The following is a 24934-nucleotide window of genomic DNA, read 5'->3' on the forward strand; positions in this document are numbered from 1 at the left end:
AATTAGATGCAAACAAATTATGCGTAACTTTGTTACGATAAAAAACAAGGCATGAAAATCAAATTTATCATTTATAGTTTCCTCTTTGCTCTATTACTGGGTAGTTGCAATAAAGAAGAGATCGAGATTCCGAAAGGAACGCCACAACGTACGATACTAGCCTATATGATTGCCGGTGGTAATCTCGGAAGCGACATACGTGCAAACATCTATCAAATGATGAAAGTGGCATCCGATAAAGAACGAAACTGGGGGAATCTTGTCATATATTATTCAGAAAATAAAAGTAAATCTTATCTGTTTCAGATAAAAGAAGATAAAAACGGAAAAGTGATAACAGACACTCTCCGCTTTTACGAAAATCAAAGTGCGATCTTACCGGAGACGATGCACAGTGTGATCAAGGAAACTATAGAATTGTTTCCTGCCAAAAGTTATGGCTTGATATTATCCAGTCACGGTACTTCCTGGCTTCCGACAAATTTCTCTTCTTTACGTTCCTTCGGTGCCGAAGGTGGGAAAAATATGGAAATAACCGAATTAAACGAGGCTTTAGAAGGTTTTCATTTCGATTTCATGCTTTTCGATGCTTGTTATATGAGCGGCATCGAGTGTGCTTATGAGTTGAAAGACAAGACTGACTACCTTCTCGGATCGCCAACGGAAGTACTCGCACGCGGATTTCCTTACGAAGATTTCCTGCCCGCCCTATTCAAAGAAAAAGCAGATCTGGAACAAGTTACCAAAAGTTTTTATGACTATTACAGCGATAACGGTTGGGCTTCATTCGGCACTGTGTCTCTGATAAAAACTAGCGAATTGGATGAGCTAGCTCAGGTTGTCAACGACATATTAAAAGAAAAAACAGAAGAAGACATCTATGCTCTTCCATTAACTGATATGCAGATATTGGAATACCTCACTACCAACGAGCCTCATATGCTGTATGATTTCGATGACTTCATCAAATATTTGGCAAGCAGCGAACAATACGAACGTTTCACCACCAGCATGGAGAAAGTGGTTGTCAGCAAATATGCCACTCCATATTCTTATTATGATGCATTAGGCAAATTTAATCAATCAAATGGACCTAGGAAAATCGAGCACTTTTCAGGTCTGTCAGTTTTCGTACCCCAGCCTTCCCTTATAAGGTTATCAGAATGGTACAAGCGGCTTGCATGGTATAAGGCGGTTTATTAATAAAAAACAGAGTCGCTATGACGAGACTTTATAGTCTTTCATAGCGACTTTTATCCTATTTACAGGCTCGCAATATTATTTATCTTTTTGCGGATATCTTCCCAAGTTACTTTATTTTGCTTCTTCGATGCTTCCAGCATCTTCTTTTCGTAAGCTAATTTAGGTATTTCCTCTTTGGCAAATTCTATCAACAACTCAGTACCTTTAACCACATTATTCCAATCTTCTTCACGTTCTTCCGGTGACATTGCTTCTATTCGTTTTTTATTTTCTTCTGAAAAAAGATGACGTTCTTCTTCATCCATATCCATAAAGCGTACGAAATCATCATACATTTTCTGTGTTGGGAACAAGTTCCGATATTCAGGATATGAATTCAAATATTCTATATTATCCATAGATTATTCCTCCTTTTGTTTTAAATTCTTCTTCATTCATAGGCATTACAATTATTTCGATTAAGGCTCTATGCCCATCGGAGACATACAAATGTAAAGCTTCCAAATATCTCCAACAAACATAAAGTGATTTATTAATGAACGACTTATCCACACTTTTTTACCGGGCCGGGAATATATGTTTATATCTTTTCACTGTGCCGGTAGTATGATATAACTCGGCATAGAAAATATAAATGCCTGTTTGCAGTTGCTTCCCGGATAAGGCATAGCCGTCCCAGGTCAACTGTCCTTTCATGCCTAACAGTTCATGGTTGGCAATTTCGGCAACACGGATACCGGCCAGATTGAAGATAAAGACACGGCAGCTATATCCCGGCTGGTCGAGATAATAAGATATGGTATAATGACCGGAACTCTCATCCCACTGTGGAACCTCAATACCGGTAGGTTCATCCGGACTATCAGGATCATCCGGAGAAGAAATATCCGATTGAGAATTTCGATAACCGGGTGTTCCATAACCGGCAGTGGCCGAAGCAGAGGTCCAGTTTGCAGCCGATTGTGTTTCTGCCTCAGGGTCGATCCGTTCAAGAGCTACGCCTTTCTGGTCTTTCACGGAGGAAGCATGCCATTTGGAAGAATAAGAAACCTCATCGATCACAACTTCATCTTTCGTCCGAAATAACACGAGTGTAGAAGAAGTATTTGCCAGTATGGGGAGTTTGGGTACCTCAAACAGAGAAGAGGGGGACAAGATTGTATAAAAATCGGTGACACCCGACAGGTTCTTTGTCAGTAGTACATAACCGTCAGATTCAATCACCGAGGTAACAGAAGATAGCGGATAACGGGTATTCAACGTTCCATCAGCCTTACGGACAGCAATCGATAAACCGGATACCGGCAAAGCATGTCCCGAACGGTTATACAGTTCGATATATTCACTACCACCGGTAAAAGGATTGGGAAGAAGTTCGTTGATAACAAACTCCCCCGGCTCGACAGTTATATCAGGGAGAGACGGCTCATCCGGAGTATCCGGTTCATCGGGTTCGTCAGGTGTAACAGGTTCATTTGGCTTTTCCTCTCCCTCGCCTGATGAATTAGCAGAGCCAGGAGTACCCCCACGCAGATCGGAAGAGAGATGCCAGCCGGAAGAAGAACGCTCCCAGGATTTACCGGGAGTGGCTTTTTCATATGTTACTTCATCGATCAGGTTGTTATCGCCGTCAAGCAATTGCAACAACTTTCCTGTATTCGCCAATGCAGACGGGAAATTATCCAACGGAACCTTTACAGCTGAAGGATCAACCACGATATCCCTGCCGGAACGATAAAGTACTGCATAGCTTTTTGAGGGAATTTCAAAGGCTGTCATAGGTTTTGCTTTTCCACCATATGAAAATTGCCAACCGGAAAGAGATACGTTATGTTCCGTAGTATTATACAATTCTACATATTCAGTTTCCGGCAACTCTTTCAAGCCTTTGGGATCAGCCATTATTTCATTGATACAGACAGAACCGGAAGTCACTTCTTCCCCACCCTTTTCTTCCAACACAAAATCCTCCGAAAAAGGAGTCAGTTTATTCCCTTCCATATCAGCAATACCATTATAGGAAACTGTATAATTAATACCGGCAATCATCTCTCCCGGATATTTAGTATTTACCATAGTTTTCGTTTGCTCATCAGCATATGCTATACGGTCAGCTTTCCCAATACCGGATACCATAAAACAGGCTTCACCTATATCAACAGGTTGGTCGAACGCAAATTGAAGTTCACATAAGCTCAACGGTTGTATAGAAAGAAGCTTTGGTGATACAACCGGAGACGTCGGATCTTCGGGGTCAGGATCAACAGGCTCTCCGGAGGGTATTGTATCGGTAGGAGTAATATTATAGGAAACATTCAGGTTATCTATTGCAAAATGACGATAACGAGTTTTAGTATATTCGATATTAAGCGTCAGCTCTCCGCTTTCCTGCGTGGCTTTTATCTTATATTTACCGGTAGTACCCTCCAACCGGTAATAAGAATCCTCTTGTTTGCGGGAATATAAAGTCCATACTTTATCATTCTCTAAAGTAACTTTTATATGAAGAAGTACTGGCTTTTCAGTAAAACCACTTTCCTTAAGAGGAAATAATTCTTTTTTTTCATTTGTCCGGAGACTAATCTTTTTCTCCCCGTCATGCCCGATTTGCACATAATAATATGTATCATCACCCGCCATATACAAATAGAGGCGGAGATAGTTTTTTTCGCTCGGAATCTCTTCCATATATACATCAAACTCCCATTGCATGTTGGAAGCATAAGGTATCACACAATGTAATCCGGCTTTTCCTGCTTCGTTTTTTAGTCCATTCAATTGTAGCCATCCATCGTTATTGATCGTGAACTTCTCCAATCCGCCTTTCCAGGGATTAGCCGAATTAATCTCCGGACCATCAAACGTCTCAGTGAACTGTGCAAATGCACAAACAGGAAGTAATACAAGGATAAATAGAATAAATTGTTTCATAGCTATATAGTTTTGTTATAAAATTATCTATCTTTGCACGCTAATAGCTTACAACTATCCACGTGTCTTGATTTTGGATGCTGTAAAGTTATAACATTTTTTTTAAATACAATTTTAATTAGTGCTCAAAATGAAAGTAGCAATTGTTGGTGTGAGTGGAGCTGTAGGACAAGAATTCCTGCGCGTACTCGACGAAAGAAACTTCCCAATGGATGAGCTTGTGCTTTTTGGCTCATCTCGCAGTGCCGGACGTGTTTATACCTTCCGTGGTAAACAGTACACCGTTAAGGAGCTTAAGCATAACGACGACTTTAAGGGAATCGATGTTGCTTTTGTTTCGGCCGGTGGCAGTACATCTGTCGAATTTGCAGAAACCATTACAAAACATGGCACTGTGATGATCGACAACTCCAGCGCATTCCGCATGGATAACGATGTACCTTTGGTAGTTCCTGAAGTGAACCCGGAAGATGCACTGAATCGTCCTCGCGGTATCATTGCCAATCCGAACTGTACTACCATCCAGATGGTCGTTGCATTGAAGGCAATCGAAAAGGTATCGCATATCAAGCGTGTACATGTATCCACTTATCAGGCAGCCAGCGGTGCAGGCGCAACAGCTATGGCAGAACTGATCAAACAGTACGAACAACTCTTGAAGGGCGAAGAACCTACAGTAGAAAAATTCGCTTATCAACTGGCATACAACGTGATCCCTCACGTAGATGTATTCACTGATAACGGTTATACGAAAGAAGAAATGAAGATGTATAACGAAACACGCAAGATCATGCACTCAGATATCAAAGTGAGCGCAACCTGTGTACGTGTTCCGGTTATGCGTGCTCATAGCGAAGCAACCTGGATCGAGACAGAGCGTCCGATCAGCGTGGAAGAAGCCCGCAAGGCTTTCGCTGAAGGCGAAGGTATCATCCTGCAGGATGATCCGGCAAACAAAGACTATCCGATGCCTTTGTTCGTAGCCGACAAAGAACCGGTTTACGTAGGCCGTATCCGTAAGGATATCAGCAACCCGAACGGTCTGACATTCTGGACTGTGAGCGACCAGATCAAGAAAGGTGCTGCCCTGAACGCTGTTCAGATCGCTGAATACCTGATCAAGGTAAAAAACATAGGATAACAACTTTATAATCTTTCTATATATGGAAAGGGACGGTCTTCAACAGATCGTCCCTTTTTGTTTAATATAAAACAAAAGTATCTTTTATAATCGATAAAACAGGAGCCTTTCTATCTTCTATAATCGATAAAATTGCACTATATTTGTCTTATATCAAAGATACAGCAGTATGGAAAAGAATGTAATTAAATCTCTAATCATTGAATATCAGCAATTCACCGAGAAGATAACATTGACTGAACGAGATATTCATTTATCAGATCAGCTAAATTACGTATTTGTTGGTCTTCGCCGCGCCGGTAAATCTTATCTGATGTATCAACAAATACAACATTTACTGAAAGAAGAAATATGAAGATGAACTTTACTTTTATCATCAGAATATTGAAGTCGACTTTTATATACCAACACAAAAATTGGCTGTGCAGGTATCATACAGTCTGAAAGATGAAACAACACGCAAACGGGAAGTGACTGCTTTATTAAAAATAGCCAAAGTCATGTACGTAGATAAATTATTCATTATCACTCGAGACGAAGAAGAAACGATTATGGAAGATGGAAAAAAGATCACCGTTATCCCCATCTGGAAATGGTTACTTGAATAGGACGGTCTGTCGGAGACCGTCCCTTTTCATTTCTATCCGGCTTTGTTGATTCCATTGTCAATGTTTTCATCGCATTCCTTCAGTAGTATCTTCTTTAGTTTTTCTACCTTTTCAGGATATTGCCCTGACAAGTCATGACGCTCCTGCGGATCGTCTTTCAGGTTGTACAATTCAAAGACATCTTTTGCCCGGTAATAACGCAGCTTCCAGCCTTCGCCGGTCAGAATGCCCGGACCGTAGTTGGAGCCGAATACCACATATCGCCCGGCCGGTATTTTTTCTCCTTTTACCAGAGTAGGGAGGAAAGAAATGCCATCCTTCTTTACCGGAAGCGATACCTGAAGCATCTCTGCCATTGTCGGCAAAAAATCATAATTGGAAACCAGTTCCTGACTCTTTATCCCGGCAGGGATTATCCCTTCCCCATAAAAGATCAGCGGAATATGTACGCCGCCATCCAGATTACTCCGTTTCAGACCTGCCATACCGGCATTACCGTTAAAGATATCTCCTGCCAGGTCGCTGTAATATTTATCCGTATAGTCGTCGAACAGCGTTCCTGTTTGCATATTCCTGTATGGTTTCTCACACCGTCCTTTCTGCGAATAATACGTTTCATGGCCATTATCGGCAGCAAAAACAAGGATCGTATTCTTATCCAGTCCCAATCGGCGGAGTTCATTCATGATCGCTCCCACATTATCATCCAGCAATTTGACCATGGAAGCATATTCTTTCTCTATCGATGTCAGTTCCGGATTATTCGCCAGTTCCGGATGCACCGCAGGGATAGCGACCGGTCCGTGCGGCAACTGTGTCGGGTGAAACAGGAAAAAAGGTTTATCCTTATTCGCACGGATAAAAGACAGTATCTTATCTAAAAAGAGATCCTGCGAATAAACCGCTTTCCCGTTCCTGTTCCATCGCTCCAGGTAAGCGGTTTCCGTTTCATTCTCTATACTCTTTCCACAATTCTTATGGGTATTTCCTTCGATCGTGACAATCTCTCCGTTGTCGAACAGGAACGGTGGATAGAATCCGTGACAGCGGACATGATCCAGATAACCATAATAATAATCCCAACCATGCTCCTTCATCTGTTTACGGGTAGCCGTAAACCCCCATTCCAGCTTACCGATCTCGGCAGTTACATAACCAGCCTGTTTAAACACCTGGGGAAGATAATAATCACCTTTACCCAACAGGATATCCTCAGCGTTTATCTCCTTTTCCACAGCAGGTATCGATGACAAATCATCCGTTGCCGGAATGAACTTACCTCCCCTCGATATCACCCACTTATCCGGATGACAATCATGGTAGCCTGTCAGCAATGAGGCTCTTGCCGGAGCCGACAACATACAACCATAGGCATTGTCGAAAGAGGTTCCTTTAGTAACCATTCGGTCAATATTGGGGGTCGTAAAATGACGTTGACCGTAGGCGGACAACATTCCTTTCCCCATATCGTCGGCATAGATATAAATCACATTCGGCTTTGCCGGAGCTTGGGCCTGACACGTCATAGATGAAATGCCAACAGACAATAATGCTATATTTGATAATGATAACTTTCTATTCATACTACATTTATTAAATATCTCCCACTCTATGAAATACAAATATATCAGATAAAAAACACATACAAACCGAGGTTGTACCAAAAGTTTGTGGAATGTCCCAACTTTCGATACAACCTCAGGGTACATGTCTAATCTATATAATTTAATCTAAGGTTTTCCTTACACCGATCAGTTCCATCCCGGATTCTGTTCCAGGTTCGTGTTCAGGATCAACTGTGTTTTAGGTATCGGATTCAGATAGAAATAATCTTTCCACCCTTTTCCTTGTGAAACATAATCTCCGACACAAACTACACGGCCTATATCATCGGAAGTAACAGATGCTGCCGCATTCACATCCGAAGCCTGTACAAAAACAGAACCGGCACCAAAATACTCACCTACCTCATCAGCAGCAACCCTGACACCCAGAGGACGCTGGTTAATAAAATAATCAGCCCGCTTCCAACGGCGGATATCATAGAAACCAAAGCCTTCACCCATCAGCTCGGCCATACGTTCACGACGGATTTCCCAGACAAGCGGTTCCACCTGCGGATCCCTGTCCGGATCGAATGACGCATTGATAGCAGAAACAACCATCGGGGCAACATTGGCACGGGTACGCAATTTATTGATCGTCAGATCGGCTATTGCCTGACTGAACTTATTCTGCTCATACATGACCTCGGCATAATTCAACATGATCTCTTCAATATGGAAGATCGGCATATCGGTAACCGCTTTTTGTCCGCCGGCCTGGATAGCCGCTTCATTGTAGGTAGTATAGAACATGTAAAAATAATAACCACCATAATTACGCATCGGTCCCCAGGAGTTGGGAGATGTTTGTATCATCGGAACACGAGACAGAAACTGAGGTTGCCAGGTGTACAACGGGAACTGATGGTCGGCATCATTGATCTTATTCATATAATCAATAAAATAACGGTCCTTTTCATCCATACCTTCTGTCCACCAGGAGTTCTTATTATCCTCCGTCACCGGATTTCCATTTGTCTTGTTGGTTCTGTAAGGCGGAATACAACGCCAGTATAAACGATGATCACGATTATAAAACTCATCATTTACAGTTGCATCCGCACCTTTTCCTTTATATAAACTACTGGTCGAGATCGGTTTGCCATCCTGGCAAAGATATCTTCCGACCGTACGGGCATGCATCCCATACTTCTGCGAACCACCTCGCTCCGCTCTCGGGAACGTAGTCATGATCAGGTCGTTTTCAAACTGTTTGTACAAGATGACTCCCGGAAAACCGGAAAGATTATCCGAAGACCACAAATCAACATAATTTGCGGCAATCGAAGGATAAGCATCGAGCAACGATTTCGAAACCCGTTCACATTCGGACAAATAGGTTTCACTGCCACCCAAAGCATGGTATTTGCGCCAGGTTCCTTCGAATAAGCAGAAACGGGATAATAAAGCCCTTACACAATCACGGTTGATCGTATTTGTATTCACTCCTTCCCCATTCTCTTTAATATGCCCCTCGGCATATTGCAGGTCGCGAAGGATATTCCCAGCCACTTCATCCCGGGATGAACGTTTACCATATAATATATCTTCGTCTTCGTCGCCGACCACATCTTCCAGCCAGGGCACACCTCCATAACGAGCCAGCAGATCGTAATAACGATATGCCCGGAAGAAAAGCCCTACCGAACGCCAATGTTCTTTATCGGTCTCATTCATTTCCGACTTATCGATATTTCGCAACATAATATTCACCCGACGGATATAATCGAAATTCCAACTGTCGTCCATATTCATCGTAGACGTGATATTATCCCATTGCCAGTTGTTATGCTGTGTATTCGTACTGTTACTGTTATACAGATAATTGGCATACACATCACCTTCCACAACCGTATTTACCGCAGCGTCCGGCTGCAGATATTGCCGCATCACTGAATTCTGGAATATACTATACAAACCCCACGTATATGTTTTGAAGTTCTCATAAGTGACAAAAGCCGTCTCTTCCGTCAACTCGGTTTTAGGGAAATATTCCAGATAGTCATTATTACACCCGGTAAAAGAAAGCAGAAAGGCAGAAGCCAGATATATAATATTCTTTTTCATAACTCTTTATAGATTAAAGTTGATACCAAATGAAATCGTTCTCGAATATGGATAATTCCAACTCAAATTCTCCGGATCGATACCTGTCGGTAAATGATCGAATGTAAACAGGTTCTCGCCACTCACAAAAGCTTTCAGGTTCTTCAGGCGGATCGCATGCAGATATTTATCCGGCACGGTATAGCTGAACGTAATATTCTTCACCCGCAGATAAGCTGCATTGTATAAGAATTTATCACTGATACGTTGATTCGCCCCCTGTGAACTACCGGCATTTTCATAGATACGCCCGTAAAAAGCATTCGGATTATCTTCTGTCCAGATCTGGCCTACCTGATGCTTATAAACCGTACCGTACTGATTAGACATCGGGAAAGTGATCTCGCCGCCAATCCAGGCATCCCTCTTCCCTACTCCCTGGAGAATAAACGAAAGGCCGAGACCTTTCCAGTTCGCATACCCGTTCAGGCCATACTGGAGACGTGCCTGGCTATTCCCGATAATCTTCCGGTCACCCGGATTATCTGCCGTATTGTCGCCTGTATCGATCACATTAACACTATTCTCGTCATCCCGCAAATTCTTATATTTGATATCGCCGACATGGGAAGTGACTCCGTTGATCCGGACCACACCTTCTTTCAAGGCCCCGTTATCCATAAAATCATCAGCGGTATAGAATCCGTCCGTCACATATCCCCAGATTTCTCCTATCTCCATACCGATCCGGTAACGTTTACCGTCCTGTGCTTCGTTACGGTCATAAAACAATCCCGTATCGTTTTTATAACGAGTGATATAAGAACGGGAATCATAAAGATTGAAAGCTACACCGTAATCCACCTTACCGATCCGGTCTCTCCAGGATAAAGACAACTCCCATCCTTTCGATTTAAGGTCAGCCGCATTCTGCAAAGGGGCTTTTGCACCTGCCACAGAAGGAAATTCTTCCGAAGGGCCTAACATACCGATCGTATTGCGGCGGTAGATATCGAACGATCCGGTCAGCCGGTTATTCAGGAAACCGAAATCAAGCCCACCATTAACCGACTCCACTTTCTCCCAGGTAAAATTAGCACGGACCATACCCGGAGCCTCCAGTGTCTTCGGTACATTATTGCCGTATATCCAGGGAGCATTCGACACGCTCATTGTAGGATAATAACTGTAGGCACTGATGTTCTGGTTACCTAACGTCCCGTAAGAACCTCTTAATTTCAAGGCAGATAAGAAGGACGACGCTTTCTCCATAAAAGGCTCATTCACGATACTCCAGCCTGCAGAGACAGAAGGGAAAAATCCTCCCCGGTAATCCTTCGGGAATTTAGAAGAAAGGTCGTAACGCCCGTTCACTTCCACAAAATAACGTTGCATGTAATTATAACTTGCCCGGAAGAATCCGCTTCGCAATGCATATTCCGTATAATCGTCCTTTGTCTTCGGAGGCGTCACGCCATCCGAACCACTGAGCGAAGGCAATTCATTGCTGATCATGTTATAAGCCTGTGAATACAAATATCTGTAATCTGACTTTTCCTGGTTAAACCCGGCAAGAGCGGAAATGTTGTGGGTATTGATAAATGTCTTATTATAAGTGGCAAAAGCATTTATCGTCGTATATTTCGTTGTCTTTCTTTCCTGGGTAAAAGGAGTTGTGGAGGTGGAAGGTTTGATACTTTCTGCCAATCCCTGATGCATTTCGAAATAATTCGCATACGATTCAATATCCTGAAAACTTGCCTGATATGAATACTCGAGCACAGCTTCAAATCCATCGAACGGTTTCAACACCGAACGGGAAAGGATGCGGGTGTTATCCGTTACTGTCCGCTTTTTATCTGTTTGCCTGATTACATTCGCCGGAGTCATAACCAGATACTCTTCCCCATCCGTACCGTAAGGCAATGATCCTGTCGGATGATAAGATGGAAGATTTGTTTTCCATAAATTCCCCAACTCACTTGAACCATCCATGAACGGATATGTCTTATTTCCATTATTATAACTGATATCCAAAGAGGTAGTCAGCCATGAAGTTATATCACCACTCACATAACCGGTCACATTCGTTCGCGTAAACGCATCCTTATTAGTTACCAGAATCCCATTTTCATCGGTATATCCCAAAGACAAACGGTACTTGATTCTTTCGCTTCCTCCCTGGGCCGAAATATTATGTGTTTGTTTCCAAGCTGGTTCAAACATGTCTTTCATGACGGAGTTTTCCCGCAGGAAATACTTCGTACCGTTCACTTCCGTCCATCCTGCCGGATAAGCAGAAGGATTCCCGTTATATTCAGATAGTAACCCCATATACGTCTCCAGGTTTTGCCCCGACCAGATAGATGTGTAACCACCTTCCTGTAATGTCCTGATAAAATTGGCTGGAGATGCCGGTTCCGGTATATTCATGACTTTAGAGACAGCAAAATTGTTGTTATAATTGATCGTCAGCGTTTCGTTCTTCTTTGCCTTTTTGGTGGTGATCAGAATAACACCGAAAGAGGCACGCGCACCGTAAATGGCAGCGGAAGAGGCATCTTTCAAGACAGATACACTTTCAATATCTGCCGGATTAAGCAAATAGAGATCATTAAACACCACATTATCAACCAAAATAAGCGGAGCACCTCCGGTAATAGATTCCAACCCACGGATATTCCACTTGTTTTCTCCTCCCGGAGCTGCTGAAGTAGAGGCCGTAAATCCGGGTATCGCACCCTGCAAAGCCGACCCCAGTCCGGTAACGGGCCTATCACCCAAGACCTTATCCATATTCACAGAACCGACTGCCCCTGTCAGGTTTGCTTTCTTCTGTGTTCCGAAACCGACAACGACAACTTCATCCAACGTTTGAGAATCTTCTTTCAGGTTTACTTTCACCTGTTCCCGGTTCTTCGTTGAAATTTCACTCGGCATATATCCGATATAAGAGACCTGCAATACGGAATTACCGGAAATCTGCAGAGTAAAGTTTCCGTCGATATCGGTAACGGTCCCATTGCTCGTACCTTTTTCCACGACATTGGCTCCGATAACAGGTTCTCCAAATTCATCCGTAACAGTTCCGGTTACAACCTTCTTCGTCTCTTGCTGAATGACCGGAACCGGTTTGATAAGGATCTTTTTTCCCTCAATAGAAAAAGTAGTCCCAGTACCGCTCAGTATGACATCCATAGCCTGATCCACCGGTTTATTCCTGATATCGACAGATACCCGATGATGCTTATCAATAGTCGATTCGCTGTAAGCCACCGACAACTTTGTTTGATTCTCAATCTCTTCAAACACCTTTGCCAATGTGATATCTTGTCCGGTTATATTCACCGTTTGTGCATATATATGAGTGGTTATGAAAAGTAGAAACAGATATATAAATATTTTGCATAAATATTTACAAGATAAAAGGTTATTCGTTTTCATGAATAATATTAATTTTGTTGTTGAATACTATTTTTGTAATTAAGCCTATAAAAAGTGTTCTGATTTCAAACCGGGGAGTTGAGCTGCAAACAAGACTCTCCGGTCCTTTTTTTCATGGTTCTCTCTGTTTTAATAATTAATAAATGTATACCTTGTCTCCCTCTATTTTATATTTGAATCCTGCCACAATTTGCTTCAACGTATAGAGAACTTCCTCCAATGTCTCATTATGCAGGAATTTAACCGTTAGCTTTTCATCATTCAAATCCCTGGCATTCAGATAAACCTGTACACCATAATGTCGTTCAATCTCTTTTATAACGGAATACAAAGAGGCACTCTGGAAAATCATCTGTCCTTTTTCCCAGGCAAGGACGTAATCCATCCGGGCACGCTTCCGTTCGCTTACCCCTGTGTTCTTGTCAAATACAACTTGTTCATCAGGGTCAAGAATAAATGTTTCATGACTGGACCTTATATCAACTTTTATCTTCCCTTCCGCAAGCGAAGCTGTCACCTTCTCCCTGTCCGGATAAGAGGATATATTGAATACAGTACCCAATGCCTCGACCGAGAGATCGTTGGTCTTAACGATAAAAGGTTTCTTCTTATCAGGAGTAACCATAAATTTGGCTTCTCCGCTCAGATAGATATCACGGTTCTTACCTTTAAATTCACTCGGGTAAAAAAGCGTACTCCCGGAATTGATGATGACAACCGAATGGTCCGGTAATACGATATTCCGGATTTCTCCTTTCGGGACAAAACATTCCACCAGAGCCAGTTCCTCTACAGGACGATCCTGTAGATATAACCAGGATACCCACGCACCCAATAAGGGAAGAAGCAGAAATGCAGCCACCTGCCCCCATTTCCGGAAAGAACTATGTATTCCCTTCCGTTTGGAGAATCCCAACCGTCTTTCGACAGTTTCATAGGAACGCTCGGTCGATGAATCTGCTTTTACCTGGAGAGTATCCCAAAGTACGTGCAGGGTTTCCTCTTTATCTTTCGATGAAGAAGGATGGAAAAACCAACGAACGAAATGTTTCCGGATATCTTCCGGCTGATCTTTCCTGAAGAAATTTTCTATAATCTGATCTACTCTTGACATGGTACAATTTCCGTTATCTATAAATTAAGACACACGAAAACGGTCCTGCACCCAAAAAATTATTTAATAGATTTTCAGATGAAAAAAGAAGCAAACAAAAGCAAGGTCTTTCTGATTTCTTTCAATGCCAGATTCAAGTGGTTCTCTACTGTCTTCTTGGATATACCCATCCGTATTGCTATTTCGTCGTTCGATAAACCTTCCCTTCTACTCATTTCATAGATAGCCTTACGCTTCTTCGGCATACGACCTACAGTTAGTTTTTCCAGCAATTCCATTTCACGGGCATACAAATCACCTTCAATAGTCTGTTCGGTTTCCCCCTCATAATCTTCCAGATAACTCTCTTCTATATATTTATGCCGCAAGTGGTTCAGTGCGGCATTCTTGGCCATCCGGTAAACATACGAATTAAATGATTCTAAAGTGACAAGCCGCTCCCGGCGTTCCCAGATTTTCATAAATACATCCTGGGCCAATTCCTCTGCTATTATCTCCGATTTAACAAGATGCTCTATAAAATATTTGACTTTGGGAAAATAGTTCATAAACAGCCTTTTAAAGGCGTCATGACTTCCCAGGGCAAGTTCTTTTATATATAATACATCTTTTTCCATAAAGTATCTCCTACACAAATATAATACAAATACAATTACACGGAGTAATTTTATACGAATCATTTACAACCTATATAGTATAAAAATGAAGAAACCAGTGACAGCAATATATTTACTGCCACTGGTTTCTTTATCTATTCCTGAAAAAGCAACAATCAATGATGGAACAACCGTACACCTGTAAACGCCATGGTTATGCCATATTTATCACACGTATCGATCACATGGTCGTCACGGACCGAGCCGCCTGCCTGTGCGATATATTCCACGCCACTCTTATGAGCACGTTCGATATTGTCACCGAACGGAAAGAAAGCATCCGAACCTAAAGATACACCGTTCATAGTATCCAACCAGGCACGTTTTTCTTCGCGAGTCAGTACTTCCGGCTTTTCAGTAAAGAACTGTTCCCAGATACCGTCTGCCAATACATCTTCATGGTCGTCGCTGATATATACGTCGATGGTATTATCGCGGTCCGCACGGCGGATCTTTTCAACCCAGGGCAGGTTCATTACTTTCGGATGCTGGCGCAGATACCAAATATCAGCCTTGTTTCCTGCCAGGCGGGTACAGTGGATACGACTTTGCTGGCCGGCACCGATACCGATAGCCTGTCCGTCCTTTGTATAGCAAACAGAATTACTCTGCGTATACTTCAGGGTGATAAGGGCTATGATCAGGTCACGTTTGGCCTCTTCCGGGAAATCTTTATTTTGGGTCGGGATATTGGTCAGCAGGCTTTCGTCCAGCTTGATCTCGTTACGTCCCTGTTCGAAAGTGATACCGAAAACATCCTTATGTTCTACCGGAGCCGGTTTATAAGCCGGATCGATCTTGATGACATTATAAGTACCTTTCCGTTTATTTTTCAGAATCTCCAATGCTTCAGGAGTATAGTCGGGGGCAATGACGCCATCCGATACTTCGCGGTTGATCAGACGGGCCGTCGCTTCGTCGCAGGTATCGCTCAAAGCGATAAAGTCGCCGTAAGAAGACATACGATCCGCACCACGGGCACGGGCATAAGCAGTTGCCAGAGGAGTAAGCGGAAGATCGTCTACAAAATAGATTTTCTTCAACGTATCGCTCATCTCGATCCCTACGGCTGCACCGGCCGGACTGACATGCTTGAAAGATGCGGCTGCAGGCAGTCCGGTAGCCTCTTTCAGTTCTTTTACCAACTGCCAACTATTAAAGGCATCCATGAAATTGATGTATCCGGGACGGCCGTTCAATACCTCGATAGGCAATTCACCCTGCTGCATAAAAATGCGCGACGGCTTCTGGTTAGGGTTACAGCCGTACTTCAGTTCTAAAGAGTTTTTGTTTTCTGTGCTCATATTGCTTGTTATATATGATTCTATTTCATCTCTGCCATTCCTTCCTCCAGGGAATGAGGAGCGTATCCCAATATACGTTTTGCCTTTTCGATACTTAATCCGCTGAAACGGGGACGCGGGGTCGCTTCGTTCATCTCTTCCGTAGTGACCGGCACGATCAATGAACGGTCCAATTTGAAATAATCGGCTACACGATAGGCTATATCGGCTATCGAAAGACATTCGTCTCCACAAATATGCCAGATTCCATTTTGAGAGATATGCATAAGTTTCTCAACTCCGTCAACAATATCCTGTACCCAGGTAGGTGTACGGTACTGATCGGAAACGACACGTATCTCCTGACCGGCTCGCAGACGATTCTTTACCAGTTGCAGGATATTGCCATGCTGCCCGGGTAATGCTTTTCCGTAAACAACAACAACGCGGACATTTGCATAATTACTGCAATTAGCCGTAACAGCCTGCTCTCCCTGATATTTAGATATACCGTAGTAATTTACAGGAGCCGGGGTATCCGTTTCAGTATATAATTCCGCTTTCTTGCCGTCAAATACAAAATCGGTCGACAAATGGATAAAACGGCTGCCCGCTTTTTCACAGCAACGGGCTATATTCTCTACTGCCAAAACATTAGCTGCGTACGCTTCCTCATGATGCGACTCACAATAATCGGGAACAGATAAGGCGGAACCGTTTATCACGACATCCGGGCGGATTTCAGCGATCAACCGGTCAATTGCCGGATGATTATTCATATCTGCCTGAACGAACCGGTAGTTATTTCCAGGCAAAATATCCTCATGCAGGGAACAGCCGGTCAGTTCATAGATTCCCTGGCGGGACAGAGACTGTAAGATCCGTCTTCCCGTAAAACCGTTCGCTCCAATTATCAGTGTTTTCATCAGAATGAATATATTAATACACCTAACACACGGTGGTTTGTTACTGAATGCGTGCTATGGATACGTCCGTCGGCCTGCATTTTATCCTTGTCGCCATACCAGGCCAGGGACGGACTATACTCCACTCCCAACTTCCAATGAGGCAAGACATACGACATCTGCAAATTAGTGGTAAATACCTGGTCGACTTCCAGGCCGACACCATAAGTCGGTCCGACAATGTCCTTGCCCGCACCCAAATTTTTCAGATAACCGACAAACAGACCCGGTTGCCATTTCTTTCCGTACACTACATTCAGCCAGGTCATCGAATGACGGTAAGGCGTATATTCCTGTTCGCCGGTACGCTTGTCGATGCTGCTGACGCCATAACCACCCAACATACAAAGGTGAGCCAGATTGGAACCTAGCAACGTCTTTGCCGAAATCTTCCAGTTCTCATCCGTATAGCGGGCATGGGCTTCAAAAGAGACGGAAGTAACCCGTTCCTTTACCTTATATACATTATCTCCCACTGTCGATTTGACACGCGGTGCGATGGACAGGATGTCGGCTCCTACGCCAGCCATCCAGTTATCTTTTTTGTAATCCGCTCCAAAATAAAATTCCGGTACGCAACCGTTCTTTATATATTCTTCGCTTTTTCCATTCGGACCGGTAGATAAATACTGCAACTGCCAGATCGCCGCTCCGGTCAGGCTCCAGCCCTGATCCGTATACCGGTAACGTAACATCGGATTACGGCTGAAAGGCTGGAATGGTGCTCCCGTAGAGAGATTTAGCATTTGTGGGAAAATATCCCCGAACAACGGATGCCAGGTCTGACCGATCAAGACAGCCGATTTACCCCAATCGAGATTCACATAGGCATGCCGTACACGGATCATAGCAAAGTTACTCCCGGAACCACGAAAATCGACCTCCAGTTTGGCTGTCGTCTTCGCTTTACCGACACTCGGACCGGCAACATCTATTCCCAAACGGGAATAAAGCAGATAGAAACTGCCATTGGCCGTTGCATTCAAATCATTACCGTCAGCATCCGGATCGACATCTTTCGGATACAGATGGAACAAGCCGTCCACTATTTCCGAATTGGCACGTGAGTTGTAAAACAGGTCGCCACGTACCTGTCCGTAAAATTTGTACGAAAAATTCTTTTTCTGTGCATAACCGGACGTTGCCATCAATAATCCGGCCAATAAAAACATACCTAGCTTCGTTCTCATTTAAAAGCGTTCAAATTAGAAATAATACATAACCAATCCCAATATGCGGTGGTTGGTTACGGCGTGGGTGTTTCCCACTTTACCATTCTTCTGGTCGATCGTACCATACCAGGCTGTTGCCGGAGAATATTCCAGACCGATCTGCCAGTGAGGTAAATTATATGATAAATTCACATTTACAGTAAATAACTGGTCGATATCCAATCCCATACCGTAGACAGTTTTCGACGCAGTCAACTCATCGTCCGTACCGAGATTTTTGGTATATCCCACGAAAAGTCCCGATTTCCATTTCGTTCCATAGGTAAAATTCGCCCAAGTTGTCGAATGGCGGAAAGGAGTATATTCCTGTTCACCGGTCTTCGGGTCGACAGAGCTGATACCATAACCACCAATCAGAGCCGTCTGGTCCAGACAGGAAGCCATCAGGCTTTTGGCTGCAAAGGTATAATTACGTCCGGTATATTTCAAGTGAGCTTCATAGGAATATGTCGTCATCCGCTCATTTACTTTATAAACTTTGTCATTTATCTCCGATACCGTACGTGGTTTCAGGGAAATCAGGTGGACACCTGCTCCTGCCAACCAGCCGTTATCGGAAGTATAGTCCGCTCCGACATAAAATTCCGGCACGCAACTGTTCTTTATATAATCCTCACTCATCCCTTTCGGACCGCTCGACGTATATTGCAGCTGCCAGATGGCAGAGGCTGTGAGCTTCACCTTACCAGCTTTATACTGATAGCGGATTTGCGGACTGCGGTTGAACGGCTGAAAAGGTGCTCCCGTAGAGAGATTCAACATATCCGGGAAAACGGAGCCGAACAGCGGATGCCAGGTGTGACCGATCAAGACATTGCTTTTATCCCAATCCAGTGCAACCCATGCCTGACGGATACGTAACATCGTCGTACTCGACGAAAAGCCACCGAAATCCGTCTCGAGACAAGCGGAAGTACGTGCCGAGCCGACATTCGGACCGGTCACACTGATCCCCAACCGGGATGTAAACGTATAGAAACTGCCATTTGGAGTCGCATTCAGGTCTTTCCCGTCAGCATCAGGTTTTTCATCCAAAGGGAAAAGGTAGAAGTTTCCGTCTACCGGAGCCATATTCGCACGCGTGTTGTAAAACAAGTCACCACGCACAAAACCATAAAACTTGTAAGTGAAGTTTTTCTTCTGGGCAGTTGCGGAAAACAAAGTCAGTGCACTTACCAGTAGCAGAGCTAGCTTTTTCATTGTTGTTGTTTGTTATCTATTTGTCTAATTTGAAGGCACAAAGGTATATATTTTTGTTTATTCAATTTGAAGAATGAAATATTATTTGTTACTTTGCTTCCAAGTTGTAAGCCTTAAAGGCCAAATCGATTAATAATGTAAACTACATAAAGAATTATGAGTACTAAAAAGTTTTTATTGGAGGAGAAAGACATACCCACAGCCTGGTATAATATTGTGGCTGATATGAAGAACAAACCACTTCCTATTTTAAATCCGCAGACCAAGCAACCGATGAAAGAAGAGGATCTCTATCCCCTGTTTTCCAAAGCGGCTTCGCATCAGGAAATGAACACGACCGATGCCTGGATTGAAATACCGGAAGAAGTTCGCGAATTATACAAGGTATGGCGTCCCACTCCGCTGGTTCGTGCCTACGGACTGGAGAAGATGCTGGATACTCCTGCACATATTTACTTTAAGAACGAAAGTGTCAGCCCGATCGGTTCACACAAACTGAACTCTGCTATCGCTCAGGCTTATTATTGTAAGCAGGAGGGCGTTACCAATATCACCACTGAAACAGGTGCCGGACAATGGGGTGCCGCTCTTTCCTATGCAGCCAAGGCTTTCGGCCTGGAACTGGCTGTTTATATGGTAAAGGTCAGCTATCACCAGAAACCATACCGCCGTTCGATCATGCAGACCTTCGGCGCACAGGTCATCGCTTCACCGAGTATGAGTACAAAAGCCGGACGTAAGATCCTGACCGACCATCCGAACTACCAGGGAAGTCTGGGTACTGCCATCTCGGAAGCCGTAGAACTGGCTATGCAGGTACCTAACTGTAAATATACATTGGGTAGCGTATTGAATCACGTGATGCTGCACCAGACCGTGATCGGTCTTGAAGCTGAAAAACAGATGGAAATGGCCGGAGAATATCCGGATGTGGTAATCGGTTGCTTCGGTGGCGGTTCGAACTTCTCAGGTATCACCTTCCCCTTCCTGCGTCATAAACTGACAGAAGGTAAAGATATTCGTGTGATCGCTGCAGAACCGGCTTCCTGCCCGAAACTGACACGCGGACAGTTCCAGTATGACTTCGGTGACGAAGCCGGATACACTCCGCTGATTCCGATGTTTACATTAGGACACAACTTCGCTCCTGCCAATATCCATGCAGGGGGGTTGCGTTATCACGGTGCCGGTTCGATCGTTAGCCAGTTGATGAAAGACGGGCTGATGAATGCTGCCGACGTAAAACAATTGGATACATTCAAAGCCGCAACGATGTTTGCACAGGCCGAAGGCATTATCCCGGCTCCGGAATCTTCGCATGCAATAGCCGTTGCTATCCGTGAAGCAGAAGAAGCAAAGAAAGAAGGAAAAGCCCGCACAATCCTGTTCAATCTCTCCGGTCACGGTTTGATCGATATGGCTGCTTACGACCAGTATCTGGCAGGCGACCTGACCAATTATGAAGTGACAGACGAAGATGTTGCCAAGAATCTGGAAGAATTAGAAAAGATTATCGGATAAAACGATAATCTTTTACAAAATAAAAGTGGCGCTAATAACAGGGACTCACGTCTTTTGTTATTCGCGCCACTTTCGTGTGTGTGTCTATGAATGTTTTTAAAATAGGTTCTTACGAGAAAATCTCTTCGTAGCTTGTAGCCGGAACGATCATTTTTTGCTGGTTCAGGCTATAATCTTTTTTCTTTTTGTCCCACATTCCGTATTCGGAAGTTATATTTCCATCTTCATTATACTGATAAGAAATCAGATAATAAGGATCCCATGTTTCTTTTGTCTTATTCCAGCGATACGCTTTCTTTTCAGCGACTCTGCCGTTATCATTATAGGTGAATTCGTATTTCACCTGTTTATTCAAAAGCCCTTCTTCCTGCAAGAATACTACTTTTGAAACAATCTTTCCGTTCTCCTCTTTCGTATCATAAAGATAGTTTCTGGGAGACGCAGCACTCATTGCCAGACTACAAACGAACAAAACAACAAGTGACAAAATTTCTTTTCTTAAAATTGAAGCTTTCATAAAATATATTACTTATAAGATTACTTTCAAATTGCGTGCAAATGAACATAGTTTTCTGGTACAAACCAAATATTTTCTGACATTTTGATAGTCAAAATAAGTTATTTAACTATTTTAAACTACATCAAACTTACACAAATCACAAAGCAAACTTACAATTTATAAGAAAGGGCACTCAAAACATCAGAATAAAGCTATTTTATATTTGATATTTCTTAATAACCGAATAGAATATCACCAACAACTTACAAATTGACATTAAGAGTTTTTTTGAACATCCTACACATTCTTTAGAACTAAATATCTACTTCCATTTGTTATTTACAAATAAAGGAAGGATATTAGTACCTTATTAAATCAATATATCATGGAGAGGAATATTTTTAAACTGGAAAAAGAGCAATTGAAAGAGATCGCTCTTTCATTACGACAGAAAGTAGAAGAGGGGTTAGCAAAAGACAATGCTGAAATACAATGCCTCCCGACATTCATTACCCCAAAAAGTAATAATATAAACGGTAAGGCATTGGTTCTTGACCTGGGAGGAACCAACTACCGTGTCGCTACCGTTAACTTCGCAAACGACAAAGCGACGATTCATCCTGAGAACGGATGGAAAAAGGATTTATCGGTCATGAAAACTCCAGGTTTCACCCGAGAGGAATTATTTAAAGAGTTAGCTGATCCGATCGGAGAGATCAAACGGGACGTAGAAATGCCAATAGGTTACTGTTTTTCATATGCAGCTGAATCACTTCCGGACGGCGATGCTCAATTATTGCATTGGACGAAGGGGGTTCACATCAAAGAAATGCTGGGACAGCCGGTAGGGAAACCATTGCTCGAATACCTCAATGAACGGAACGAACCTAAATTCACAAGCATAAAAGTATTGAACGATACGGTTGCCAGTTTGTTTGCCGGGCTTACGGATAGTAACTATGATGCTTATATCGGACTGATAGTCGGAACCGGAACCAACATGGCAACTTTCATTCCTGCAGATAAGATCACCAAACTTCCTGCTTCCATACAGGCAGACGGATTGATCCCTGTCAATCTGGAATCAGGTAATTTCCATCCGCCTTTCCTGACGACGGTCGACGAAATGGTCGATGCCTGCTCCGACAGCCGTGGTATGCAACGATTCGAAAAGGCTGTTTCCGGCATGTATCTGGGAGAAATACTGAAATCGACTTTCCCGCTCGATGAGTTCGAAGAAAAGTTCGATGCCCAGAAACTAACTACCATCATGAATTACCCGGATATCCACAAAGATAAATATGTACAGGTCGCCCATTGGATCTATAACCGTTCTGCGCAACTGGTAGCTTCCTCTCTGGCCGGTCTGATCTCTTTACTGGTTTCATATAACAAGGATATCAAAAAGGTTTGCCTAGTGGCTGAAGGCAGTATGTTCTGGAGCCTCAACAGAAATGATAAGAATTATAATGTGCTCGTAATGGAAGAATTGGATATTCTACTGAACGAACTTGGTATAGGTGATATAAAAGTTCACGTTAATAAAATGAACAATGCCAATCTAATAGGTACCGCTATTGCAGCATTATCTTAAAAGAAGGCCCGGGTTTGCCCATTTAGTTTTTGGCAAGCCCGGTTTATTGCTCCTAAAAAACTATTAATTCAAATTTATTCGCTATTCTCATTAGAAATGCTACTTTTGTTGCGTACCAGTCATAAATATTTAAAAGAATACCTGAGAAAACTACAAGGGGAAAGGGATGATTAGCAGCACAGAAGAAAGAAAATTAGTAGAAGAGTTAAAGCATAATTCCTATAAAGCCTTCACACGGCTTTATAATAGCTATCTGCCTCACCTATATGGATTCATTTTTGAGGCACTCAAATCTCATGCCCAAACCGCAGACATCACACAAGAAACATTTATCCGTATTTGGGAAAACCGTACAATGATCAACCCGGAGTTATCATTTAAATCATTCATTTTTACGATAGCCCATAATTTAGTGATCAGTGAATACAGGAAACAAATAAACAGACCGGAGTTAATTGACTATATCGAATTTACCAATAATTCGAACCTTATTGACGACTCCACACAGCATAAGATAGACCTCGACGAATTTATCTCCCGCCTGGAAAAGGCCAAGCAACAACTGCCACCACGCCAAAAAGAAATCTTCGAACTAATAAAAGAACATGGGATGACATCTACCCAGGTAGCCGAGCAATTAGGAATCAGCGAACAGGTGGTAAGAAATCAGTTGTCGGTTTCTTTGAAAACATTAAAAAAAGCATTGAATGATTCTCTGATCCTCTTTCTACTTTTCTTTTCCAATTAACAGACAGCTCACACGTCTATGTTATAAAACATAAAACAGGTTATATTACAAAACCTATACTCACACGTATTACTTATAAATATTGTACAATGAACAAGAACAAAATAGATATATTACTAAACAAGTATCTGAAAGGGACAATATCCAGAGAAGAAGCTGAAGACTTACAAGAGTTATCTAATCTTTGCAAGAATAATGAACTTAAAGAAGCTTTTAGAAAACAATGGGATAAATACCAGCTATCTCCGGAAATGAATTTTCCAGAGATTCGAGATATCTCGAATAAAATCCATAAGAGCATACATGCAACACGTAAAAAATATATCATTAATATATGGACAAAAATCGCCGTATCCATATTACTTATAGTTACAACCGGATTATCTGTATTCTTAATGATAGATGATAAACAAATGCAGACATTAGGAGAACGAGAAATTATAACTCAGGTCGATAAAGGCCAACGGGCAAATATCACTTTGCCGGATGGAACGACCGTACAACTTAATTCCGAATCTACTTTAAGTTACCGGCAAGACTTCGGAATACAAAACAGAGAAGTAAAATTCAATGGCGAAGGCTTCTTCCAGGTAACCAAAAATCCTGATAAAAAATTCATTGTCAACACTCAATATATGGATGTCGAGGTACTGGGTACATCTTTCAATTTCTTCGCTTACGAATCAAAAGACATAGTTGAAGTCACACTGGTGGAAGGCAAAGTATTCCTATATACCAATACTTCCCCCAGGCAGACCACTATTCTTGAACCAAACAACAAAGCGATTTACAATAAAAATACAGGCAGACTGAATGTGGAACAAACCAATACAACATTCGAAACAGCCTGGCGTGCCACTGAACTGGCATTCCGTACCGAGCCATTAACAGTAGTATTGGCCAAAATAGAACGAAAATATGGAGTAATTATCAACATTGAAAACGAACAACTCTTCTCCGAATTTTATACCGGTGTATTCGAGAAAGAGGATCTGACAGAAGTCATGAAAGTATTACATGCACATTTCCAATTCACCTATAAAATAAAAGGAGATACTATCTCTATTAAATAAGAAAGAATATGTCTAACAAAAAAGAATGCTTATGAAGAAAACCTGAAAAACACTAAAATTTATCAGAAATGT

At 42.6% G+C, this 24934-nt stretch carries 20 protein-coding genes; 8 read left to right on the forward strand and 12 right to left on the reverse strand.

Going from position 1 to position 24934, the window contains the following annotated elements; translation table 11 throughout:
* Positions 1-51: 51 nt before the first annotated feature.
* Complete coding sequence (locus tag DWX23_RS15495) at positions 52-1203, forward strand: clostripain-related cysteine peptidase (protein ID WP_122375139.1); 1152 nt, start codon at positions 52-54, stop codon at positions 1201-1203.
* Positions 1204-1262: 59 nt separating this feature from the next.
* On the opposite strand, the gene DWX23_RS15500 is transcribed toward DWX23_RS15495, so the two are convergent.
* A complete protein-coding gene (locus DWX23_RS15500) occupies positions 1263-1601 on the reverse strand; it encodes a hypothetical protein (RefSeq protein WP_122375140.1) in 339 nt (112 codons plus the stop codon).
* 160 nt (positions 1602-1761) lie between these two features.
* The gene (locus DWX23_RS15505) at positions 1762-4134 is read right to left on the reverse strand and encodes a lamin tail domain-containing protein (RefSeq protein ID WP_122375141.1); all 2373 of its coding nucleotides are present in this window, start codon (positions 4132-4134) and stop codon (positions 1762-1764) included.
* Between the two features lie 130 nt (positions 4135-4264).
* Between DWX23_RS15505 and DWX23_RS15510 the strand changes: the two genes are divergently transcribed.
* The 3 genes from DWX23_RS15510 to DWX23_RS15520 all read left to right on the forward strand — a co-directional run bounded on the left by DWX23_RS15510 (position 4265) and on the right by DWX23_RS15520 (position 5883).
* Positions 4265-5275, forward strand: coding sequence for an aspartate-semialdehyde dehydrogenase (locus DWX23_RS15510; RefSeq protein ID WP_122375142.1), 1011 nt, complete (start codon positions 4265-4267; stop codon positions 5273-5275).
* A 169-nt stretch (positions 5276-5444) separates the two neighbouring features.
* Positions 5445-5630, forward strand: a complete 186-nt coding sequence (locus DWX23_RS15515) for a hypothetical protein (RefSeq protein WP_122375143.1) — start codon at positions 5445-5447, stop codon at positions 5628-5630.
* Positions 5631-5697: 67 nt separating this feature from the next.
* Positions 5698-5883, forward strand: a complete 186-nt coding sequence (locus tag DWX23_RS15520; RefSeq protein WP_229801203.1) for a hypothetical protein — start codon at positions 5698-5700, stop codon at positions 5881-5883.
* Positions 5884-5915: 32 nt separating this feature from the next.
* On the opposite strand, the gene DWX23_RS15525 is transcribed toward DWX23_RS15520, so the two are convergent.
* From DWX23_RS15525 to DWX23_RS15565, 9 genes are all read right to left on the reverse strand, one after another.
* Positions 5916-7466: a sulfatase-like hydrolase/transferase gene (locus DWX23_RS15525; RefSeq protein WP_122375144.1), complete on the reverse strand. Its 1551-nt coding sequence runs from the start codon at positions 7464-7466 to the stop codon at positions 5916-5918.
* Positions 7467-7634: 168 nt separating this feature from the next.
* A complete protein-coding gene (locus DWX23_RS15530; protein WP_122375145.1) occupies positions 7635-9554 on the reverse strand; it encodes a RagB/SusD family nutrient uptake outer membrane protein in 1920 nt (639 codons plus the stop codon).
* Between the two features lie 6 nt (positions 9555-9560).
* On the reverse strand, positions 9561-12977 hold the full coding sequence (locus DWX23_RS15535) for a TonB-dependent receptor (RefSeq protein WP_122351947.1): 3417 nt from the start codon (positions 12975-12977) through the stop codon (positions 9561-9563).
* A gap of 136 nt (positions 12978-13113) precedes the next feature.
* On the reverse strand, positions 13114-14091 hold the full coding sequence (locus DWX23_RS15540) for a FecR family protein (protein ID WP_122351948.1): 978 nt from the start codon (positions 14089-14091) through the stop codon (positions 13114-13116).
* A gap of 74 nt (positions 14092-14165) precedes the next feature.
* A complete protein-coding gene (locus DWX23_RS15545) occupies positions 14166-14708 on the reverse strand; it encodes an RNA polymerase sigma-70 factor (protein WP_158583151.1) in 543 nt (180 codons plus the stop codon).
* A gap of 155 nt (positions 14709-14863) precedes the next feature.
* Positions 14864-16051, reverse strand: coding sequence for a phosphoribosylaminoimidazolecarboxamide formyltransferase (locus DWX23_RS15550; RefSeq protein ID WP_122351950.1), 1188 nt, complete (start codon positions 16049-16051; stop codon positions 14864-14866).
* A 20-nt stretch (positions 16052-16071) separates the two neighbouring features.
* Positions 16072-16959: an SDR family oxidoreductase gene (locus DWX23_RS15555; protein ID WP_199673301.1), complete on the reverse strand. Its 888-nt coding sequence runs from the start codon at positions 16957-16959 to the stop codon at positions 16072-16074.
* Complete coding sequence (locus DWX23_RS15560; RefSeq protein ID WP_122375147.1) at positions 16956-18185, reverse strand: DcaP family trimeric outer membrane transporter; 1230 nt, start codon at positions 18183-18185, stop codon at positions 16956-16958. Before DWX23_RS15560 ends, DWX23_RS15555 begins: the two co-directional genes overlap by 4 nt.
* A 15-nt stretch (positions 18186-18200) precedes the next feature.
* Positions 18201-19427, reverse strand: a complete 1227-nt coding sequence (locus tag DWX23_RS15565; protein ID WP_122351953.1) for a hypothetical protein — start codon at positions 19425-19427, stop codon at positions 18201-18203.
* A gap of 156 nt (positions 19428-19583) precedes the next feature.
* Here DWX23_RS15565 and DWX23_RS15570 point away from each other — a divergent pair, with 156 nt between their 5' ends.
* The gene (locus tag DWX23_RS15570; RefSeq protein WP_075559306.1) at positions 19584-20948 is read left to right on the forward strand and encodes a TrpB-like pyridoxal phosphate-dependent enzyme; all 1365 of its coding nucleotides are present in this window, start codon (positions 19584-19586) and stop codon (positions 20946-20948) included.
* Positions 20949-21057: 109 nt separating this feature from the next.
* On the opposite strand, the gene DWX23_RS15575 is transcribed toward DWX23_RS15570, so the two are convergent.
* The gene (locus DWX23_RS15575) at positions 21058-21465 is read right to left on the reverse strand and encodes a DUF3836 domain-containing protein (protein WP_122351954.1); all 408 of its coding nucleotides are present in this window, start codon (positions 21463-21465) and stop codon (positions 21058-21060) included.
* A 367-nt stretch (positions 21466-21832) separates the two neighbouring features.
* Here DWX23_RS15575 and DWX23_RS15580 point away from each other — a divergent pair, with 367 nt between their 5' ends.
* From DWX23_RS15580 to DWX23_RS15590, 3 genes are all read left to right on the forward strand, one after another.
* A complete protein-coding gene (locus DWX23_RS15580) occupies positions 21833-23041 on the forward strand; it encodes a hexokinase (RefSeq protein ID WP_122375148.1) in 1209 nt (402 codons plus the stop codon).
* Between the two features lie 166 nt (positions 23042-23207).
* Positions 23208-23789, forward strand: a complete 582-nt coding sequence (locus DWX23_RS15585) for an RNA polymerase sigma factor (protein WP_122375149.1) — start codon at positions 23208-23210, stop codon at positions 23787-23789.
* A gap of 89 nt (positions 23790-23878) precedes the next feature.
* Positions 23879-24862: a FecR family protein gene (locus tag DWX23_RS15590; RefSeq protein WP_122375150.1), complete on the forward strand. Its 984-nt coding sequence runs from the start codon at positions 23879-23881 to the stop codon at positions 24860-24862.
* The last annotated feature ends 72 nt before the right edge of the window (positions 24863-24934 follow it).

Source organism: Parabacteroides sp. AF18-52 (assembly GCF_003479145.1).
Taxonomy (GTDB): Bacteria; Bacteroidota; Bacteroidia; order Bacteroidales; family Tannerellaceae; genus Parabacteroides; species Parabacteroides faecis.

What these genes read in the sequence shown, in the direction of transcription:
- DWX23_RS15560 (WP_122375147.1), bottom strand. Translation starts at nt 18,185, where the DNA reads ATGAGAACGAAGCTAGGTATGTTTTTATTGGCCGGATTATTGATGGCA.
- DWX23_RS15530 (WP_122375145.1), bottom strand. Translation starts at nt 9,554, where the DNA reads ATGAAAAAGAATATTATATATCTGGCTTCTGCCTTTCTGCTTTCTTTT.
- DWX23_RS15565 (WP_122351953.1), bottom strand. Translation starts at nt 19,427, where the DNA reads ATGAAAAAGCTAGCTCTGCTACTGGTAAGTGCACTGACTTTGTTTTCC.
- DWX23_RS15495 (WP_122375139.1), top strand. Translation starts at nt 52, where the DNA reads ATGAAAATCAAATTTATCATTTATAGTTTCCTCTTTGCTCTATTACTG.
- DWX23_RS15505 (WP_122375141.1), bottom strand. Translation starts at nt 4,134, where the DNA reads ATGAAACAATTTATTCTATTTATCCTTGTATTACTTCCTGTTTGTGCA.
- DWX23_RS15545 (WP_158583151.1), bottom strand. Translation starts at nt 14,708, where the DNA reads ATGGAAAAAGATGTATTATATATAAAAGAACTTGCCCTGGGAAGTCAT.
- DWX23_RS15510 (WP_122375142.1), top strand. Translation starts at nt 4,265, where the DNA reads ATGAAAGTAGCAATTGTTGGTGTGAGTGGAGCTGTAGGACAAGAATTC.
- DWX23_RS15535 (WP_122351947.1), bottom strand. Translation starts at nt 12,977, where the DNA reads ATGAAAACGAATAACCTTTTATCTTGTAAATATTTATGCAAAATATTT.
- DWX23_RS15570 (WP_075559306.1), top strand. Translation starts at nt 19,584, where the DNA reads ATGAGTACTAAAAAGTTTTTATTGGAGGAGAAAGACATACCCACAGCC.
- DWX23_RS15585 (WP_122375149.1), top strand. Translation starts at nt 23,208, where the DNA reads ATGATTAGCAGCACAGAAGAAAGAAAATTAGTAGAAGAGTTAAAGCAT.
- DWX23_RS15575 (WP_122351954.1), bottom strand. Translation starts at nt 21,465, where the DNA reads ATGAAAGCTTCAATTTTAAGAAAAGAAATTTTGTCACTTGTTGTTTTG.
- DWX23_RS15550 (WP_122351950.1), bottom strand. Translation starts at nt 16,051, where the DNA reads ATGAGCACAGAAAACAAAAACTCTTTAGAACTGAAGTACGGCTGTAAC.
- DWX23_RS15590 (WP_122375150.1), top strand. Translation starts at nt 23,879, where the DNA reads ATGAACAAGAACAAAATAGATATATTACTAAACAAGTATCTGAAAGGG.
- DWX23_RS15540 (WP_122351948.1), bottom strand. Translation starts at nt 14,091, where the DNA reads ATGTCAAGAGTAGATCAGATTATAGAAAATTTCTTCAGGAAAGATCAG.
- DWX23_RS15500 (WP_122375140.1), bottom strand. Translation starts at nt 1,601, where the DNA reads ATGGATAATATAGAATATTTGAATTCATATCCTGAATATCGGAACTTG.
- DWX23_RS15580 (WP_122375148.1), top strand. Translation starts at nt 21,833, where the DNA reads ATGGAGAGGAATATTTTTAAACTGGAAAAAGAGCAATTGAAAGAGATC.
- DWX23_RS15525 (WP_122375144.1), bottom strand. Translation starts at nt 7,466, where the DNA reads ATGAATAGAAAGTTATCATTATCAAATATAGCATTATTGTCTGTTGGC.
- DWX23_RS15515 (WP_122375143.1), top strand. Translation starts at nt 5,445, where the DNA reads ATGGAAAAGAATGTAATTAAATCTCTAATCATTGAATATCAGCAATTC.